The organism is Micromonospora sp. U56 (assembly GCF_018070095.1).
Classification (GTDB): Bacteria; Actinomycetota; Actinomycetes; order Mycobacteriales; family Micromonosporaceae; genus Micromonospora; species Micromonospora purpureochromogenes.
Genome location: NZ_JAGPYL010000010.1, coordinates 11,803 through 28,612 on the forward strand (window position 1 = coordinate 11,803; position 16,810 = coordinate 28,612).

Sequence of the window (16,810 nt, forward strand, 5' to 3'; positions counted from 1 at the left end):
GCACTCCTCGCGCTCACGCGGAACCCTCGGCCATCGGCACCCGGACCCCGGTCCGCTCGGCGACCTCGCGGGCGGCCTCGTACCCGGCGTCCACGTGCCGGATGACGCCCATGGCCGGGTCGTTGGTGAGCACCCGCTCGATCTTCTGCCCGGCCAGCGCCGTGCCGTCGGCGACGCAGACCTGCCCGGCGTGGATGGACCGCCCGATGCCCACCCCGCCGCCGTGGTGGATGGACACCCAGGACGCGCCGCTGGCGGTGTTGACCAGCGCGTTGAGCAGCGGCCAGTCGGCGATCGCGTCGGAGCCGTCGGCCATCGCCTCGGTCTCCCGGTAGGGGCTGGCCACGCTGCCGCAGTCCAGGTGGTCCCGGCCGATCACCACCGGCGCGGACAGCTCACCGGAGGCGACCATCTCGTTGAACCGCACCCCGGCCTTGTCCCGCTCGCCGTAGCCGAGCCAGCAGATCCGCGCCGGCAGGCCCTGGAAGGCGACCCGCTCGCCGGCCATCCGCATCCACCGGGCCAGCGACTCGTTCTCGGGGAACAGCTCCAGGATGGCCCGGTCGGTGGCCGCGATGTCCTTCGGGTCGCCGGAGAGCGCCGCCCAGCGGAACGGGCCCTTGCCCTCGCAGAACAGCGGCCGGATGTACGCCGGCACAAAGCCGGGGAAGTCGAACGCCCGCTCGTAACCGGCGAGCTGGGCCTCACCGCGGATCGAGTTGCCGTAGTCGAAGACCTCCGCGCCCGCGTCGAGGAAGCCCACCATCGCCTCGACGTGCTTCGCCATCGAGACCCGGGCCCGGTCGGTGAACTCGGCCGGCTTCGCCGCCGCGTAGTCCCGGGCGTCGGCCAGCTCCACCCCCACCGGCAGGTACGACAGCGGGTCGTGCGCGCTGGTCTGGTCGGTCACCACGTCGATCTCGACGCCGCGCACCAGCAGCTCGGGGAAGACGGTGGCGGCGTTGCCGACCACGCCGACGCTCAGCGCCCGGCGGTCCCGCTTCGCGGCGAGCACCCGCTGCACCGCGTCGTCCAGGGAGTCGGCGATCTCGTCGAGGTAGCGGTCGCGCACCCGGCGCTCCAGCCGGCTGCGGTCCACGTCCACGATCAGGCACGCGCCGCCGTTCATGGTCACCGCGAGGGGCTGCGCCCCGCCCATCCCGCCGCAGCCGGCCGTCAGCGTCAGCGTCCCGGCCAGGGTGCCCTCGAAGCGCTTCGCGGCGACCGCCGCGAACGTCTCGTAGGTGCCCTGGAGGATGCCCTGGGTGCCGATGTAGATCCACGAGCCGGCGGTCATCTGCCCGTACATGGTCAGGCCGAGCTGCTCCAGGCGACGGAACTCCGGCCAGGTGGCCCAGTCGCCGACCAGGTTCGAGTTGGCCAGCAGCACCCGGGGCGCCCACTCGTGGGTGCGCATGACCCCCACCGGGCGGCCGGACTGCACCAGCATCGTCTCGTCGTCGCGCAGCTCGGTGAGCGTACGCACCAACGCGTGGTACGACGGCCAGTCCCGGGCGGCCTTCCCGGTGCCGCCGTAGACGACCAGGTCGTCCGGGCGCTCGGCCACCTCCGGGTCGAGGTTGTTCATCAGCATCCGCAGGGCGGCCTCCTGCGGCCACCCCTGGGCGGTGCGTGCGGTGCCGCGAGCGGCGCGGACGGGCTGGTGCATCTCGAAACTCCTCTCAGCCGAGGAACAACTGGCGACGGGCGGCGGACGACTCGAACGCCTCCAGGCGAGCCTGCGTGTCCGCCGGGGAGGCGTCGCAGATCGCCTGGAGGACCACCATGGCCAGGGTCATCGGGGCGGTGTGCAGGTCGAAGACGAGGTCGGTGCCGACCGTGGCGGGCAGCACCAGCTCGGCGTACTCGGTCGCCGGGCTGACCGGCGAGTCGGTGATCGCGACCACGGTCAGCCCGGCGTCGCGGGCCTCCCGCAGCGCCTCGAAGGTCTCCCGGGGGTAGCGGGGCAGGACGAAGGCGAGCAGGGCGGTCGCCCCGGACGCCGCTGCCTGCTCCAGCCGGTCGGTGAGCAGGCTGCCGCCGTCGTCGAGCACCCGGACGTCCGGGTGCACCTTCGCGGCGAAGTAGGCGAAGTACGCGGCCAGCGGCGCCGCCGCGCGCAGCCCGAGCACCGGCAGCGGGCGGCTGGCCGCAAGCAGGTGCCCGGCGGCGGCGATCCGGTCCCGGTCGGCGAGCTCGCCGGCGAGCCGCTCCAGGTTCGCCATCTCGGCGCGGACCGCCCGCTGGAGTTCGTTGCCGTCGCCGTCGCCGCCGGTGGCGCCGCCGGCGGTCAGCTCGCGCAGCCGCCGCCGCAGCGCCGGGTAGCCGTCGTGGCCGAGCGCGACGGCGAACCGGGTCACCGACGGCTGGCTCACCCCGGCCAGCTCGGCCACCTCGGCCGCCGACAGGTACGACGCGGCGGCGGCGTGCTGCACCAGGCAGTGCGCGATGCGGCGCTGGGTGGGCGTGAGCCGGACGCCGTGGAACAGGTCGAGCACCCGGTCGGGGGGTGCGGCGACGGCTCCGTCATTCATGGCGTGACTGTATGCATGAAAACTTTCAGACGCAACCGTCGTCCGTTCGGTCACACCCGGCCGACCGTCGGTGGTCCACACGGGAGGAACCCCTGGTGGGGCGGGTACGGCCGCGACTGCCGGCGGCCGCCGCGCTCGCGACGTTTCTGTACTATCCGCACGGCGGGTGAGCAGAGGAGTGGGGCATGCAGCCGGACGGTCCGTACAGGTTCACCGAGGTGATGGGCGTCTGCCAGGTCGGCAGAGCCTGGTGGGCCGTCGACGGGCAGGACCGGCTGGTGACCGTCGCGGTGCTCGAACCCGTGGTGGCCGAGGACCCGGCCTGGCGTCGGGCCTTCTCCGCCATGGCCGACGCGCTGGCCGCCCCGGGCGGTGGCGGCGGGCCGTACCTGGCCGCCGACTTCACCGCGGCCGCGCCCTGGGTGGCGTACGCGGCCGACGGCGGGCCGGGTGCCGACCGGCTCTTCCTCGCTTTGGGCCACGAGATCCACAGCGAGGAGGCGGGCGAGGACAGCACCGTGGCGATGCTCCAGGTGCCCCAGTCGCAGCCGGCCCCGTGGGCGGTGCAGGGCGACCCGACGCAGGTCTCCGCCCCGCCGCAGTCCGTGTCGACGCCGTCCGTGTCGACGCCGTCCGTGTCGACGCCGCCCGTGTCGGCGCCGCCCGTGTCGGCGCCGCCGCACCAGGCCGCCCCGCCGCCGGTCTCCGCTCCGCCGCAGCCGGTCGCCACGCCTCCCGTGTCGGCCCCGCCGCAGCCGTTCTCGACGCCCCCGTACCCGGTCTCCACGCCTCCGCACCAGGTGTCCGGGCCGCCGGTGTCGCCGGCGTACCCGCACCCGACCAGCGTGCCGCCGTACGACCCGCTCGCCTCCACCGCGCGCCGGATCCAGCCCTCCGAGCCGCGCCGACGCCGTACCGGGCTCTGGCTCGGGATCGTCGCCCTGGTCCTGGTGGTGATCGCCAGCGCCGGTGGGGCTTTCGTCTGGGCGAACTCGAACGGCACCGACAAGCCGAAGACCACCGCCTCCACCAGCCCGGTGCTCCAGCCGGAGCAGAAGTCGCCGCCCCAGTCGCCCGGCATCGAGCCGCCGAGCGCGGGCGAGTGGCCGAAGGAGTGGCCCAAGTTCAACCCGGGCGACGCGGTACGCACCTTCTCCGATCTGGAGGGCCTGGGCTTCACGCTGAAGGTGCCGGCGGAGTGGGACTGCACCCCGGCCGGCCGCGCGCAGGGCTTCGTCAAGTACAACTGCGGCGTCTCGAACGGCAAGCAGCAGATCGGTGGCGAGCTCATCGTGCGGGACTGCCCGGCGCCGTGCGACACGCAGCGGCAGACCGCGATGCGTCAGGAGGAGGACGCCTGGGGCCTCCAGTGGATGCGGGGCGGCCAGTTCGTCTCCTATGCCGACTCCAGCAAGCTCCAGCTCGACGGTGAGCGCCGGTACGGCGTCGTGCTCGTCGCGTACTGGCGCGGCGGGGACACCGGGCAGATCGACCGTCAGCTCGTCTTCCGGATGACCTCCCCGATCGACGGGGCGGGCCGGCTGCGCCGGGTGGCCAACCACCTCCGCGACACCCTGATCTTCTGACCGAGCCGACCCCCTTCATCGTTCCGCGGAGATCCGACATGCCCTCTGGTACGGCCTTGGCGCGTCGGTTCGCCGTCCTGCTCGGCATCATCGTTATCGGTTTCACCGGTGCCGTCCCCGCCGCGGCGGCGGCGCCGACGTACGCCCGCAACGAGCCGGCGGTCGCGGTGGCGACCCCGTCCACCGTCTTCCTCGAGGCGAGGTACGTCGGCTATCTCCGCAGGACCGCCGGCGGCGCCCTGGTCCATCCGGAGCCGGTGGTCGTGGTGCGCCGGTGCAGCGGCGTGGTGGTGAACCCCGACGGTTACGCGGTGACCACCACCGTGTGCGTACAGCCGAGTCGGGAGGTGCTGCTCGTCAACGCCCTGTACCGGCTCGGCCGCACCCTCGTGCAGCAGAACGAGCTGCCGGCGGAGCGGCTGGACACGTTCGTCGCCGGCCTCAGAACCTCGTCCACGTTCACCGGCGCGAAGCGGGGCACGACGCCGACCGTGCGGCTGACCGGACAGTTCGGCGCGGCCAGCTCCGGGGACGGCGCCGCCCCGGCCGTCGCCGGCGTGGTCACGAAGGCGCTGCCGCCGGCCGGCTCGTCGCGCTCCTGGACACCGACACGTCCGCCGATGGCGAACCGATCCGTGACCTGATCGCCACCGCCAACATCGGGCGGCTCCTCGACCAGGGCGGTGTCGACAACCGGCTGAGCGAGGTCGACCGCGCGTTCCGCTCGGCGCTGAACGGCTATTTCGCCGGCCGGTACTCGCAGGCGACGGAGCGGTTCGACGACGTCCTGATGCAGGACCCCGGGCACGTCGCGGCCCGGGCGTACCGGCAGCGGGCGGAGGAGCGGCTGAGGCTGGACGGCGACGCCACCGAGAACGCGGCGAACTGGTGGTTGTACCTGCTGTCCGCTGCGGGCGGCGTGCTCGTCATCGGCGCGGTGAGCTTCCTGCGGCGGGCGCTCGGCGGCCGGTTGCAGCCGGCCCTGTCGGGCGGGCCGGGCCCGGAGGCCGTCGACGCGGCCCCGGAGGGCGGTGGCGCTGCCCCGGAGGGCGTTGGCGCGGAGCCGCCGGCCCGGGAGGCGGTCACCCCGCCCGATCCGGTTGCGCCGCCCGCGACCGCCGCGCCGGTGCCGTCGTCGCTGGCGGACACGGTCGTGCTGGCCCGGCCCGGGACCGGCAGGACGGACGCCCCCGTCCCGTCGTCGCTGGCGGACACCGTCGTGCTGGTCCTGCCCGACCTGGACCGGGCGGACCCGCCCGCGCCGTCCTCGATGGACGACACGGTGGTACTGAAGTTGCCCGAAGCGCGGCCACCCGCGCCGGCGCAGGAGTCGGCCGACCCGGAAGGCGCCGCACCTGCGACGCCCACCGACGCCGCACCCGAGGCACCCCGCGAGCGGCCGCGGAGCGCCTTCCGCCCCGACATCGAGGGTCTCCGCGCGCTCGCCGTCCTGCTGGTGGTGCTCTGGCACGCCGGCGTCCCGTACGTCTCCGGCGGGTTCGTCGGGGTGGACGTCTTCTTCGTCATCTCCGGCTACCTGATCACCACCGGGATGGCGGCCGAGGTGGCCGCCCGGGGTCGGCTGTCGCTCGGTCGGTTCTGGGCGAGACGGGCCAAGCGACTGCTGCCCAGCTCCGCGCTCGTCCTGCTCGCGGCCCTGGTCCTGACGCACCTCCTGCTGCCGGCCATCCGCTGGCGGGACACCGCGTGGGACGTCGTGAGCAGCGCCCTCTACCTGGTCAACTGGCGGCTCGCCGAGCAGTCGGTCGACTACCTCGCCGCCGACCAGGCGCCGAGCATCGTGCAGCACTACTGGTCGCTCGCGGTCGAGGAGCAGTTCTACCTGGTGTGGCCGGTGCTGCTGGTGGGCATCGCCTGGCTGGCCCGGCGCGGACGCGCCCCGCACACCCGGTTCCGCACCCTCGCGCTCGGCGTGGTGGGCGTCGTCTGGGCGGCCTCCTTCGCCTGGTCCGTGCTGCTGGTCGAGACCGACCCCGGCCGGGCCTACTTCGTCACCACCACCCGGATGTGGGAACTCGCGGTCGGCGCGCTGCTCGCGCTGGCCCCGCTGCGGCGGCTGTCCGGCGCGGTCGCGTCGGCGGCGGGTTGGCTGGGCGTCGCGGCCATCGCGGCCTCCGCGGTGGCCCTCGACACCACGATCCCGTTCCCGGGCGCGATGGCGCTGCCGGCCACCGTCGGGGCGGCCCTCGTCATCGCGGCCGGGGCGACCGGGCGGTACGGCCCGGTCGCGCTCCTGCGGCTGCCACCGATGCAGTTCCTCGGCGGCATCTCGTACACGCTCTATCTCTGGCACTGGCCGCTGCTGGCGGTGCTCACCGCGCGGATGCCCGACCCGGGCCTGCCGGCCGTGGCGGCCACCGTGGCCCTCTCCGTGGTGCTCGCGTACCTGACCAGCCGGTTGGTGGAACGGCCGCTCTGGCACTCGCCGCGGCTCGCGGTGCGACCGCGGGTCGCGCTCGGGCTCGGGGCGGCCTGCACCGTGCTGTCGGTCTGCGCGGGCCTGGCCTTCCAGGTCACCACCGGTCCGGCCGCGCCGGACAGCGCGGCCGTGCGCAACGCGCTGGGCGCCGCCGTGCTGACCGCGGACGACACCACCGGCGCGGGGGCGCCCGTCGACCGCGTCCCGTCGGTCGTGCCCGACCCTTCGGTGGCCCGGGACGACCTGCCGTCGGTCTACGCCGACCGGTGCCACGCCAGCCAGACCGATCGCAAGGTGCTGCGCTGCGCGTACGGCGCCCGGGAGGCCGCCGTCACCGTCGCCGTGATCGGTGACTCGCACGCCGCGCAGTGGGTGCCCACCCTGCGGGCGGTGGTGGAACGACGGAACTGGCGGCTGCTGACGTACACCAAGTCGCAGTGCCCGGTCCTCGACGTCGACGTGGTGGGTGGGGACGGCCAGCGCCCCAACAACAGCTGCGCGGCCTGGAACCGGGACCTGCGGGCCAGGCTCGCCGCCGATCGTCCGAACCTCGTCGTGACCACCAGCTACAACTACTCCGCCTACCGGGACGGCCGGACGCTCAAGGGGGCGGACGGCCGGGCGGCGCTGGTGGACGGGATGCGCCGGACCTGGCAGTCGCTGGCCCGGGTCGCCCCGGTGGTGGTGCTGCGGGACACCCCGGCGCCGCGCTTGGACGTCGCGGAGTGCGTGTCGGCCCACCCGGAGCAGCTGACCAGGTGCGCGGTGCCGCGCGACGAGGCTCTGGCCGGCATCGGTCCGCTCCAGGTGGACGCGGCGAAGGGCCTGACCGGCGTACGGCTGGTCGATCTGAACGACGCCATCTGTCCCGCCGAGCGGTGCGCGGCGGTCATCGGCGGGGTGCTCGTGTACCGCGACACGAACCACCTGACGGCGACGTACGCGCGGACGCTGGGGACCCGGCTCGACGAGCAGTTGCAGATGGTGATGGGGTGAGCGGAATGATCAGCAGGGACAGCGGTGCCGCCGTGGTCCGTCCTGCCGGCGAGGGCGTGGATGACCCGCTGCTGGCCGGCCGGTCGGTCGCCCTGGTGCACGAGTGGTTCGGCGCCACGGGCGGCTCGGAGAACGTCTTCCTCGCCATCCAGGAGGTGCTGCCGGACGCCAAGGGATTCGTGCTGTGGCGTGACCACGACGCGCGACGCGGCCTGGACCTGCGGGAGTCGTGGCTCGCCCGGACACCGTTGCGGCGGTCCAAGGCGCTGGCGTTGCCGCTGATGCCGCTGACCTGGCGCACCCTGACCCGCGAACGGTTCGACGTGGTCATCTCGTCGAGCCACGCCTTCGCGCACACCGTGAAGTTCCGGTCCTCCCCGGACGCGCGCTACCTGAGCTACATCCACTCGCCGGCCCGCTACCTGTGGAGCCCGGACTTCGACGGTCGGGGCTCGAACGGAATGCTGACCGTGCCACGGCGCGTGCTGCAGGGCGCCGACGTGCGGTTGAGTCGGCACGTCGACAGCTACGCCGCCAACTCCCGCGAGGTCCAGGCCCGGATCCAGCGGTTCTGGAAGCGCGACGCCCGCATCATCCACCCGCCCGTCGACGTGGACTATTTCACCGACGCCCCGGCGGCCGAGCGCCGGCAGGACCGCGGCTACCTGCTCGGGGTCGGGCGCTGGATCCCGTACAAGAAGTTCGACCTGATGATCGAGATCGCCGAGGCCGCCCGGCTGCCGCTGGTGATCGCGGGGTCGGGGCCGGAGGAGGAGGCCCTGCGCCGGCAGGCGGCGCGGGTCGGGGTCCCGGTCACCTTCGAGCGGCAGCCGTCCCGGCAGCGGCTCCGCGAGCTGTACTGGGGGGCGAAGTGCCTGCTCTTCCCCACCCACGAGGACTTCGGCATCATCCCGGTGGAGGCGATGGCCTGCGGCACGCCGGTGCTCGGGCTGCGCCGGGGCGGGGTACTGGAGACGGTGGTCGACGGCGAGACGGGGTTCCTGGTCGACTCGGACGACCCCCGGGAGTACGCCGCCATGCTCGGCCACGTCGACGGACTGGCCCGGGACCGGGTCCAGGCCCACGCCGCCCGGTTCTCCGCCGCGGTCTTCCGCGCGAACGTGGCCTCGTGGGTCGCCGATGCGACCTGACGTCGCCGGGGCGGCCGCGCACCTGCGGCGGCCGTCCGGCCGCTCCCTGGTCGCGGCGGTCACGTTGCTGGCCGTCGTCACGGCCCTCGGCGTCACCACCGTGCTGCCCCGTCCGACCGTCGCCGGTGTGCTCGGCCTCGTCGTGATGGCCGTGTGTCTGGCGGCCCTCTACCAGACCACCCGGTCGGAGTCGTTCACCCCCGTCGCCGTCACCTTCTGGGCCTTCGTCACGGTCTGGGTCGGCTTCGCGCCGCTGCTGCAGATCCGGGACCGGCGCCTGCCCTGGCCCGACCTGCCGCTCGACCAGGACTACGTCAGCGCGCAGGTCATCCTCCTGTTCGCGGTCGTCGCCTACTGGGCCGGCAACACCCGCCGCCTGCCCGCGCCGCGCCCGAACACCTCGCCCCGGACCCGGGTCACCATCGAGAAGGCGCTGACGGTCACCGCCACCGCCGCCGTCCTGGCGGTCGGCTGCCTGCCGATGACCGGCGGTCTGGTTGTCCGGTTCACCAGCCGCGACGACCTCCAGCGCGCCATCGCGGAGGCGGGCCTCAAGAGCCGGCAGGACCTGGCGCTGCTCGGCCTGCTCAGCACCTTCCCGGCCGCGGTTGCCGCGGTCGCCCTCGTGCTGTGCCTGCTCTGCTGGCGGAGCCGGAACTTCGTCGGCCCGAAGGCGCGGTGGATCCTGCTGGGCACCACAGCCGTGGCGGTGCTGCTCAACGTCATCTACAACAATCCGCTCTCCGCCAACCGGTTCGCCGCCTTCGGGGTGCTGCTCGCCGCCGGCCTGGCGATCGTGCCGTTCGAGCGGCAGCGTTGGCGGACCCTGTTCTCGCTGGGCATGCTGACCGGGCTCGCCGTGCTCTATCCGCTGGCGAACCTGTTCCGCAACGCGCGGTCGCGCGGCAACCTCCGGTTGGGCCTGGACGCGTACTACACCTGGGACTTCGACGGTTTCCAGCAGACCGTGAACGCCGTCTACCACGCCCGGGTGCACGGCCACACCTGGGGCCACCACCTGGTGTCGGCGCTGCTGTTCTGGGTGCCCCGCTCCTGGTGGGAGGGGAAGGCGATCCCGGCCGGCAACGCGGTGGCGGCCGGCCGGGGCTACGGGTTCCAGAACCTGGCCCTGCCGTTCTGGGCCGAGACCTACCTGGAGTTCGCCTTCGTCGGCGTGGTGGTGCTGTTCTTCTTCTACGGCCGGCTCGCCCGGCGACTCGACCGCGCGATGACGGCCACCCCGGCCGGGCTCGGGACCGCCCTCACGGTCACCTTCGCCGCCTTCCAGATCGGCCTGCTTCGCGGCCCCCTCGGCGCGCAGATCCCGTTCGTCGGTGCCGCGTTCGCGGTGCTCGTCGTGGGCGTGCTGGTCCTGCCCGACCCGGGCTGGCGGCTCACCCGACCGCCCCCACCGGTGGAGCACGGCTCGACGGCCGACGCACCCACCGGAGGAGAAGGAGATGGCGCACAATGACTGAATCACGGCCCAGGATCGCCGTCCTCGCCGACTGGTGGTGGCCGGACGAGGTCGGCGGCGCGGAGCGGTCCGCCCAGGCGGCCGCGCGGGAACTGGCCGGCTTCGCCGACGTGTCGGTCTTCGTGCCGTCCACCGCCGATCGCACCTACTCCGACGGGCCGCTCACCGTGCACGCCGTGCGTCGCCCCTTCGCCCGGCGGCAGCACGCGGACACCCGGGTCCGGCGCGGGCTGGAGTTCCTGACCGCCTGGCTGCTGCCCCTGGTCGCGTCGCGCCTGACTCGCCGGATCGGGGCGTTCCGCCCGGACGTCGTGGTGGCCACCAACATCTCCCGCACCGGTCCCTGGCTGCCGCGCTGGGTGAAGGCGCGCGGATTGCGGTACGTCCGGGTCTTCCACGACCTGAGCGACACCTGCTGGCGTCGGTCGCGGCTGAAGGACTCGCGCAACTGCGAGACCGTGTGTGGGGAGTGCCGGGTCAAGGCGGGAATCATGCGGGGCGCCACCCCGCGCGGCGCGGTGAGCGTCTGTGTGTCCGGCTTCGTCCGCGACCAGCTCGTCGACGCGGGCCTGACCACCCCGGCGGCGAGCCTGGTCGGCTATCCGCTGATCGGCCCGGCGGAACCGGTACGCCCGGCGGGGCGCATCGACGAGACCCTGCTCGTTGTCGGCTACCTCGGCCGGATCGACCCGGTGAAGGGCATCGAGTCGGCGATCCGTACCGCTGGCGCGTACCAACGGAACACGGGCACCGGGGTGCGGGTGCTGGTCGCGGGCGAGGGTCAGCCCGACTACACGCGGACGCTGGCCGAGCTGGCCCGGTCGGAGGGGGTCGCCCTGCACCTGCCCGGCCGCATGACGGTCGACGCGTTCTGCGACTCGGTGGATGTGGTCCTCATCCCGTCCCGCTGGATGGAGCCGTTCGGCCGGGTCGCGGTCGAGGTCGGGCGCACCGGGACACCGATGCTGGTCTCGCCGCTCGGTGGCCTGCCGGAGGCGGCTGCCGTCTCCGGCGGCGCCTACGCGTACGCGGACTTCCAGGATCCGGAGGGGGCCGCGGTCGCGCTCGGTGAGCTGCTGGCCGGCGCGGCCCTCCCGGTCACCCGAACGGGCGGCGATGCGGCGATGACGCTGCCGCAGACCGTGGTCGCCGCCACCCGTCGGGCGTGGGCCGGTGTGGACGACGCGACGGTCGGGCGGCGGCCGTGACCGGAACGATCGCCCCGCCGCGGACCGGCGGGCGAAACTGGGCCCGGCTCGCCCTCACTCTCGGGCAACTGGCCCTCATGGGCACGGGTCTGGTCCTCAGCCTCTCCCTCGGGTATGCCGGTGACCTGTCCGCGGTCGGCGCCACCGCGCCCGCCATGCTGGTGTTCCAACTGGCCTGCGGCGTCCTGCAGCGGTCCCTCGCCGAGGCGACGCTGCTCGCCGAGGCACACGCCGAGCGGGTGGCCGAGCGGACGGACTGCCAGCGGTCGGTGGCCGCCGCGTTCACCGGCGGGCTCGTCGGCGCCGGGCTGGCGGCGGCGTCGGCGCTCGCCGTGTCCGGCGGGTCGATCGAGCTGGCCGTCGCCTACGCGGCCGGCATTCCGTTCGCGCTGGCGCTGGACATCGGCCGGGCCGCCGGCGTGGCGGCGGGGGCCGCCCGGGCGGTCTTCGTGGAGACGGCCGCGTGGCTGGCCGCGCAGCTGGTCCTGATGGTCGTCTTCGCCGCCGCCCGCTCGCCGCTGGCCATCTGCCTGTCCTGGGCCGCCGTGAACGCGGTGTTCTTCCTGGCCGCCGCCGGCCGACCCGAGCGGCGCCCGCTCTTCTCCGGACTGGTCGGGTGGGTGCGGTCGCGGCGGAACGTGATGGGCGCCGCCTCGCTGGACGCCCTGCTCGTCGGGCTCACCCCGGTGCTCGCCATGCAGGTCACCGCCTTCGTGGTCGACGCCGCCACGCTCGGCGTCATCCGCATCACCCAGCAGCTGTTCGGGCCGTTGGCATTCGTGTCGATCACCTTGCGTCGGGTGCTGGTCTATCAGCGCAAGGCCAACGTCCAGACGACCCGGAGGCAGGACCTCCGCGACGGGATGCTGGCGTCGGCGCTGATGACCGCCGGTTCGGTCGTCCTCGGGGTGGCGGTGCTCGTCGGGCAGGGGTTCGTCCCCGCGCTGGCCTTCATCCCCGCGGGGTGGATCCTGGTCGCGGCCGGGCTGGAAAAGGCCGCCCTCGGCTTCTCCTACGGCTGCTCGCTGAGCAGGTTCGTCCGCGGCGAGTTCGACCTGCTCCTGCGCGCCCGCTACGTCATGCTCGGCCTGACGGTGCTCGCCGCGCCACTGCTGACCGTCGTGATCGGCGCGTCCGGGTACCTGATCGGCTCATCGGTCGGCATGGTCGTCTACTCGCTCGTCCTCGTCGCGTTGCCGGCCCGCCGCCGTCCACAACCGACACCCGTCGCGTCGGGTGCCGGCCTGTCCTGATGAGAGCCTCTCGTCTAGGTTGTCGGTCATGAGCGACAGTGTCGGCCTGCTGCTGCGGCGTGCCGGATTCGGCCCGACCGCGGTCGAGCTCGCCGCCGCCCGCCAGGCCGGCTACGCCGCGGCGCTGTCCGGACTGACCGCGCCGCCCGGCCCGGACGTCGGCGCGACCGGCGCGCCCATCCCGGACCTCGGGCCCGACGCGTACGCGGGCAAGCGCGACCTGACCTACGAGGAGAAGGTCAAGCTGGAGGACCTGCGCACGGCGCAGACCGAGCAGATCACCGAGTGGTGGTTGAACCGGATGACGGTGGCCAGCCACCAGGCCGTCGAGAAGCTGGTCTTCTTCTGGCACGGGCACTGGGCCACCTCGGTCAAGAAGGTGCGCAGCCCGCAGCTCATGCTGAGCCAGCACCGGACCCTCCGCGGCGCCCCGGACTTCACGGTCATGGCCCGGCGGATGGTCGTCGACGCGGCGTTGAACCACTACCTGGACGGGCACCTCAACACCCGGCGGGCGCCCAACGAGAACCTCGCCCGCGAGCTGTGCGAGCTGTTCCTCCTGGGGATCGGTAACTACACCGAGAAGGACGTCAAGGAGGCGGGGCGGGCGCTCACCGGCTGGCGGTTCAGCCTCACCATGGGGCGGTCGGTCTTCGACCCGAGAGCCCACGACCCGGGGCGCAAGACCATCCTGGGCCGGACGGCGAACTTCACCGCGCAGAGCCTCGTCGACGTGTTGCTGATTCAGGAGACCTGCCCACGGTTCATCGCCACCCGCCTCTGGTTCCGGTACGGCTCGTCCACCAAGCCCCTGCCGAAGGGCCTCCAGGAGAAGATGGTGCGCGCCTTCCCCGCACCGATGGCCATGCTGCGGGTGCTGCTCGCGGACGAGGCGTTCCAGGCGACGGCCGGCACGATGGTGAAGCAGCCGGTCGAGTGGCTCGTCGGCGCCCTGCGGCAGCTGGGGGTGCGGCCCGCCAACCTCACCCCCGAGACCCGCAGAGCAGTCCTGCACGATCTGGAGAACCTGGGGCAGTTGCCGTTCGCGCCCCCCAACGTGGGCGGCTGGCCCTCCGGCGGCGCCTGGCTGACGTCCGCCGCGGCCCAGGTCCGGTTGCGGCTGGCCGGCCGGATCGCCGAACAGGCGCCGGTCGACCAGCTGACCCCGGAGAGCCTGGCGTACGTGCTCGGCGTCGACCGGTGGACGAACCGCACGTACGCCGTGTTGCGGGGCGCGCAGGACCGGCGGCAGCTGTTGACCCTGGGTCTGGTGAGCCCGGAATACCTGGTGACATGATGATGGATGCGCTGACTCGACGTCGGTTCCTGCTCGCCTCGGGCGTCACCGCGGGCGCCGCGCTCGCGGCGGGCGCCGGGGGCATAGGGATCGCCCACCTGCTGCGAACCGCGGGACAGGACCCGTCCGCCGCGCGGTCGAAGAAGCTCGTCCTGGTGACGCTCTACGGCGGCAACGACGGGCTGAACACGGTCATCCCCTACACCGACTCCGCCTACCACTCGGCGCGCCCGGAGCTGGCGTACGACGCCGCGAAGGTGCTGCACCTGGACGACGCCCTCGGCCTGAACCCGGTCATGCGGGGCATGAAGCAGCTGTGGGACGAGAAGCGGCTGGCGGTCGTCCTCGGGGTCGGCTACCCGCGGCCGGACCGCAGCCACTTCCGGTCCATGGACATCTGGCAGACCGCGTCCCCGGCCGAGCCGGTGACGACCGGCTGGGTGGGCCGCTGGCTCGACGGCACGAACGCCGCGCCGGAAGCAGCGGTCAGCTTCGAGCCGGTGCTGCCCCCGGTGCTCGCGGGGCAGACCAGGGCCGGGTCCTGCGTCAGCGTCGGCGGCCTCGAACTGCCCCCTGGCATCACCGCCGACGCCGTCGCGGCCCTCGGTCGCGGGGAGCCCGGGGAGCCGGAGCTGCAGGCCCGGGCGGCCCGTGCCTACGGCGATCTGCTCCACGTCGATCGGTTGGTCCGCGGCGCGGAACGGCACCAGAGCCCCTCCCCGGACAACGCGGGCGAGGAGGTCCTGACCACGGGTCCGGGCAGCCGGAGCGTCCTGGAGACCCAGTTGGCGCTGGTGGCCCGTTGCGTCGAGGCCGCCGTGCCCACCCGGGTCTACTCGGTGAGCCTCGACGGGTTCGACACCCACGCGATGGAGCGGGCCGGCCACGAGAGCCTGCTCACCCGGCTCGACCGTGCGTTGTCGGCGTTCGTGGCACGGATGGCGCGGACCGAGGCGGGACGCCAGGTGACCGTGGTCGTCTACAGCGAGTTCGGCCGCCGGGTACGCGCCAACGCCTCCCAGGGCACCGACCACGGGACGGCCGGACCGGTGTTCGTGCTCGGGCCGACGGTGGCCGGCGGGTTCCACGGCGAGCAGCCGAGCCTCACCGACCTGGACGACGGCGACCTCAAGGCCACGATGGACTTCCGGGACGTCTTCGGCACGGTTCTGGCATCGGTGCTCGACGCCGATCCCGACCGCTACGTGGGCAGCGGCTACCGGACGAAGCCGCTGCCGCTGCTCAGCGTCGACTGAGGAGGGGTGGGTGACCGCTCACCGGCCGCCCGCCCGGAACACCTCCGCGATGGTCCGCAGGATCACCTTGACGTCCAGCCAGAGCGACCAGTTCTCGATGTAGTAGTTGTCGAACCGCGCCCGATCGGAGATCGGCGTGTCGCCCCGCAGGCCGCTGACCTGTGCCAGCCCGGTGAGCCCGACCGGGACCCGGTGGCGCATCGCGTAGTTCGGGTACTCGGCGGAGAACTTCTCCACAAAGTACGGCCGCTCTGGCCGCGGCCCGACCACGCTCATCTCCCCGCGCAGGATGTTCCAGAGCTGCGGCAGTTCGTCTAGCGACGTACGGCGCATGAACCGCCCGATCGGCCCGACCCGCCGGTCGTGCGCGATGGACCAGTTCGTCTGCGACTCGTGCTCGTTGACCGGGCGCATCGACCGGAACTTGATGACCTGGAACGGCGTGCCGTAGCGGCCGATCCGCTCCTGGCGGAAGAAGACGCCCCGCCCGCCGTCGAGGAACGTCGCGACCACGCAGAGCAAGAGCAGCGGGCTCAGCGCGAGCAACGCCAGCGAGGCGAGGACCACGTCGGACGCCCGCTTGATCGCCCAACGCGGTCCGGACAGTGTGATGTCACCGATCTGCACGATCGGGATGGCGCCGACGTGGTCGGGGTATGCGCCCTGGGATCGGGATCCCCAGAGGCGGGGGACCGCCCAGAGGTCACAGCGGGCGCTGACCGGACGCAGCAGAAACTCCATCACGGTCGCGTCGGGACAGTCCGGATCGGCGATGATCAGGACTTCGCACTCCACCAGCCGGACGAGCTGCTCCAGGTCGTTGAGCGTGCCGATCAACGGCAGTCCGCCGGCGTCCTGCCGGGACGGCGCGTCGACGCAGCCGACGAACCGCAGGCCGTACTGGGGGTAGCGGCGGAGCAACCGGGCCAGCTCCACGCCGACCGGGCCCCCTCCGACGATGATGGCGTTGTGCTCCAGCCACCGGCGCTTGCGCGCCAGGAGGGTGAACTTCCTGGTGCAGGCCCGGCCGATGATCACCAGCCCCGCGGAGAGCGCCACGCCACGCATGAATCCGCTGACGTACGGCACCGAGTCGTGACGCTCGGCCGCGATGATGGCCACCACCGCGCCGGAGGCCAGCAGACGCCCGCAGAGGCTCGGCAGCTCGTCGAGGATGCTGAGGTGACGGCGGGCTCGGTAGAGCCCCCCGGCGGCGAAGACAGCCACCGTGAGGGCGGCGTTCGCCAGGGTGCCGCGCCAGTAGTTCTGGCTCAGCAGCAGGGGGGCGAGCAGCGCGGCGAGGTCGACGGGCAGGACCAACATCCAGGCCCGGAGCCCGCGCGTCCCCTTCGAGGCCCGCGAGCTCGCGTACGGTAGCACCGCGGTGGTGTCGAGACCGGGGCGCGCAGCCGGGCTCATGGGCTCGCTGGGCAGCCGGACCGAGGGAATCCCCGCGAGGACTCCCTCGTCACCCAACAGGTGGGGCGGTGACGCGACGGCCCCCGGTGATTCATCCTGGAGCTGCGCCGTGCCCGCAGCCGGTCCTGTTGTCGCCGAATGGCCTGACATTGTCGATTCTCCCCCGTGACGGCCCGGGCCGCTTGATGCCGGC

General features: G+C 73.4%; 12 protein-coding genes. 9 read left to right on the forward strand and 3 right to left on the reverse strand.

Annotated elements, in window-relative coordinates; genetic code table 11:
• Positions 1–13: 13 nt before the first annotated feature.
• Together hutU and KBX37_RS06300 are read right to left on the reverse strand one after the other, a co-directional pair.
• A complete protein-coding gene (gene hutU, locus KBX37_RS06295; protein WP_210774975.1) occupies positions 14–1,669 on the reverse strand; it encodes a urocanate hydratase in 1,656 nt (551 codons plus the stop codon).
• 13 nt (positions 1,670–1,682) lie between these two features.
• Positions 1,683–2,534, reverse strand: a complete 852-nt coding sequence (locus tag KBX37_RS06300) for a MurR/RpiR family transcriptional regulator (protein ID WP_210774976.1) — start codon at positions 2,532–2,534, stop codon at positions 1,683–1,685.
• Between the two features lie 185 nt (positions 2,535–2,719).
• Between KBX37_RS06300 and KBX37_RS06305 the strand changes: the two genes are divergently transcribed.
• The 9 genes from KBX37_RS06305 (at position 2,720) to KBX37_RS06345 (ending at position 15,198) form a co-directional block, all read left to right on the forward strand.
• Positions 2,720–4,120, forward strand: a complete 1,401-nt coding sequence (locus KBX37_RS06305) for a hypothetical protein (RefSeq protein ID WP_210774977.1) — start codon at positions 2,720–2,722, stop codon at positions 4,118–4,120.
• 38 nt (positions 4,121–4,158) lie between these two features.
• The gene (locus KBX37_RS06310) at positions 4,159–4,764 is read left to right on the forward strand and encodes a hypothetical protein (protein WP_210774978.1); all 606 of its coding nucleotides are present in this window, start codon (positions 4,159–4,161) and stop codon (positions 4,762–4,764) included.
• A gap of 146 nt (positions 4,765–4,910) precedes the next feature.
• Positions 4,911–7,556, forward strand: coding sequence for an acyltransferase family protein (locus KBX37_RS06315; protein WP_247657154.1), 2,646 nt, complete (start codon positions 4,911–4,913; stop codon positions 7,554–7,556).
• Between the two features lie 5 nt (positions 7,557–7,561).
• Positions 7,562–8,707: a glycosyltransferase gene (locus KBX37_RS06320; protein ID WP_210775038.1), complete on the forward strand. Its 1,146-nt coding sequence runs from the start codon at positions 7,562–7,564 to the stop codon at positions 8,705–8,707.
• The gene (locus KBX37_RS06325; protein ID WP_210774979.1) at positions 8,697–10,181 is read left to right on the forward strand and encodes a hypothetical protein; all 1,485 of its coding nucleotides are present in this window, start codon (positions 8,697–8,699) and stop codon (positions 10,179–10,181) included. Before KBX37_RS06320 ends, KBX37_RS06325 begins: the two co-directional genes overlap by 11 nt.
• Complete coding sequence (locus KBX37_RS06330; protein ID WP_210774980.1) at positions 10,178–11,392, forward strand: glycosyltransferase; 1,215 nt, start codon at positions 10,178–10,180, stop codon at positions 11,390–11,392. Before KBX37_RS06325 ends, KBX37_RS06330 begins: the two co-directional genes overlap by 4 nt.
• Positions 11,389–12,645, forward strand: coding sequence for a hypothetical protein (locus KBX37_RS06335; RefSeq protein ID WP_210774981.1), 1,257 nt, complete (start codon positions 11,389–11,391; stop codon positions 12,643–12,645). The genes KBX37_RS06330 and KBX37_RS06335 overlap by 4 nt, the downstream gene beginning before the upstream one ends.
• 28 nt (positions 12,646–12,673) lie before the next feature.
• Complete coding sequence (locus KBX37_RS06340) at positions 12,674–13,942, forward strand: DUF1800 family protein (RefSeq protein ID WP_210774982.1); 1,269 nt, start codon at positions 12,674–12,676, stop codon at positions 13,940–13,942.
• Positions 13,942–15,198, forward strand: a complete 1,257-nt coding sequence (locus KBX37_RS06345; protein WP_307848977.1) for a DUF1501 domain-containing protein — start codon at positions 13,942–13,944, stop codon at positions 15,196–15,198. The genes KBX37_RS06340 and KBX37_RS06345 overlap by 1 nt, the downstream gene beginning before the upstream one ends.
• 18 nt (positions 15,199–15,216) lie before the next feature.
• Here the strand turns inward: KBX37_RS06345 and KBX37_RS06350 are convergent, their stop codons facing one another.
• Positions 15,217–16,521: a sugar transferase gene (locus tag KBX37_RS06350; RefSeq protein ID WP_247657155.1), complete on the reverse strand. Its 1,305-nt coding sequence runs from the start codon at positions 16,519–16,521 to the stop codon at positions 15,217–15,219.
• Positions 16,522–16,810: the final 289 nt, after the last annotated feature.

What these genes read in the sequence shown, in the direction of transcription:
- hutU (WP_210774975.1), bottom strand. Translation starts at nt 1,669, where the DNA reads ATGCACCAGCCCGTCCGCGCCGCTCGCGGCACCGCACGCACCGCCCAG.
- KBX37_RS06300 (WP_210774976.1), bottom strand. Translation starts at nt 2,534, where the DNA reads ATGAATGACGGAGCCGTCGCCGCACCCCCCGACCGGGTGCTCGACCTG.
- KBX37_RS06305 (WP_210774977.1), top strand. Translation starts at nt 2,720, where the DNA reads ATGCAGCCGGACGGTCCGTACAGGTTCACCGAGGTGATGGGCGTCTGC.
- KBX37_RS06310 (WP_210774978.1), top strand. Translation starts at nt 4,159, where the DNA reads ATGCCCTCTGGTACGGCCTTGGCGCGTCGGTTCGCCGTCCTGCTCGGC.
- KBX37_RS06315 (WP_247657154.1), top strand. Translation starts at nt 4,911, where the DNA reads ATGCAGGACCCCGGGCACGTCGCGGCCCGGGCGTACCGGCAGCGGGCG.
- KBX37_RS06320 (WP_210775038.1), top strand. Translation starts at nt 7,562, where the DNA reads ATGATCAGCAGGGACAGCGGTGCCGCCGTGGTCCGTCCTGCCGGCGAG.
- KBX37_RS06325 (WP_210774979.1), top strand. Translation starts at nt 8,697, where the DNA reads ATGCGACCTGACGTCGCCGGGGCGGCCGCGCACCTGCGGCGGCCGTCC.
- KBX37_RS06330 (WP_210774980.1), top strand. Translation starts at nt 10,178, where the DNA reads ATGACTGAATCACGGCCCAGGATCGCCGTCCTCGCCGACTGGTGGTGG.
- KBX37_RS06340 (WP_210774982.1), top strand. Translation starts at nt 12,674, where the DNA reads ATGAGCGACAGTGTCGGCCTGCTGCTGCGGCGTGCCGGATTCGGCCCG.
- KBX37_RS06345 (WP_307848977.1), top strand. Translation starts at nt 13,942, where the DNA reads ATGATGGATGCGCTGACTCGACGTCGGTTCCTGCTCGCCTCGGGCGTC.
- KBX37_RS06350 (WP_247657155.1), bottom strand. Translation starts at nt 16,521, where the DNA reads ATGTTGGTCCTGCCCGTCGACCTCGCCGCGCTGCTCGCCCCCCTGCTG.